The sequence below is a fragment of the Enterococcus sp. S53 genome, from assembly GCF_016516865.1.
Classification (GTDB): Bacteria; Bacillota; Bacilli; order Lactobacillales; family Enterococcaceae; genus Enterococcus_D; species Enterococcus_D innesii.
In genome coordinates this window covers 1-1,166 of sequence record NZ_JACVUH010000054.1, presented here as the reverse complement: position 1 = coordinate 1,166, position 1,166 = coordinate 1, and the positions used below count along the sequence as shown (strand labels likewise).

Below are 1,166 nucleotides of genomic sequence, written 5' to 3'. Positions count from 1 at the left end.
TATTTCTGCAAAAGAAGATGCAACACCTGAACAAGTAAATGATGCTTTAGAAGCTTATGTCACTGCCATTGCAGAAGATGCAGGAAAACAAGTTCGGGAAGAATATAACGAATTAAAAAACGTTACTGATAATCGTGTCTTAGAAGCACGTGGCATTCCGACCTTAACTGCAGAAGAAACAAAATTCTATAACGAAGCAGTTAAAACTGGCGGGTTTGATTCTGATCTAGTTTGGCCAGAAACTATTTTGGAACGTGTCTTCGAAAACTTGCAAAAAGATCACCCTATTTTAGGTATCATCAACTTCACGCCCACTGTTGGTCGGGTCAAAGTAATTCGTGCTCGTCGATCAGGTGTTGCGGTATTCGGGCCATTACACAAAGACTTAGAAGGACAATTGGATGCTAAGTTCGGTGCTGCTGAATTCGTTCAACTTGCATTGACTGCATTCTTCTTGATTTCAAACGACACACTTGATTTGGGTCCTCGTTGGATTGATCGTTTCATCAACATTTCTTTGACTGAAGCAGTGCGTGACATTTGGGCTGAAAAAGTTATTACTGGTACTGGTAACGACGAACCTGTTGGTCTTTTGAAAGACCTTGACGGCGCCGTAACTGCTGGTGAGTATCCAGATAAAGCATCCGCTGGAACTTTAACATTTGCAAAAGATACAATCGTTACTGAACTTGCTGGCGTAATGAAGAAATTGTCTAAGTACACTTATAAAATCGATAAAAACGATGCTGGAACTACTGAATACCGAAAAGTATCTGGGAATGTATATTTGATTGTTAATCCAGTCAACTACTACGATATTATTGCTGCAGTAACTTTTGCGAACCTTAACAACGTATACGGATCAAATATGCCGTTCATCAATGTTGATCATATTATCGAGTCTGTTGATGTACCAGAAAATAAATTGATCGCATTTGTTGGTGGCGAATATGAGGCAACGCAATCTCGTCCAGAAAAAGTGTATGTTTACAAAGAAACTTTTGCGATGAAGCGTGCAACACTATACGCAATTGATATGTTGGGTAATGGCTACCCAACGAACAACGATGCTGCTCAAGTCTATGATTTAGACTTTACGCCAGCACAAGGTGGTACGGGGGAGTAACAACGCCTAACGCTCGTATGGCGACTGTAGACTATTCTAG

1 protein-coding gene is annotated in these 1,166 nt (G+C 40.5%); it reads left to right on the top strand.

Annotated elements, in window-relative coordinates:
- The first annotated feature begins 1 nt into the window (after position 1).
- The gene (locus IAE45_RS18545; RefSeq protein WP_325123442.1) at positions 2 to 1,126 is read left to right on the top strand and encodes a phage major capsid protein; all 1,125 of its coding nucleotides are present in this window, start codon (positions 2 to 4) and stop codon (positions 1,124 to 1,126) included.
- The last annotated feature ends 40 nt before the right edge of the window (positions 1,127 to 1,166 follow it).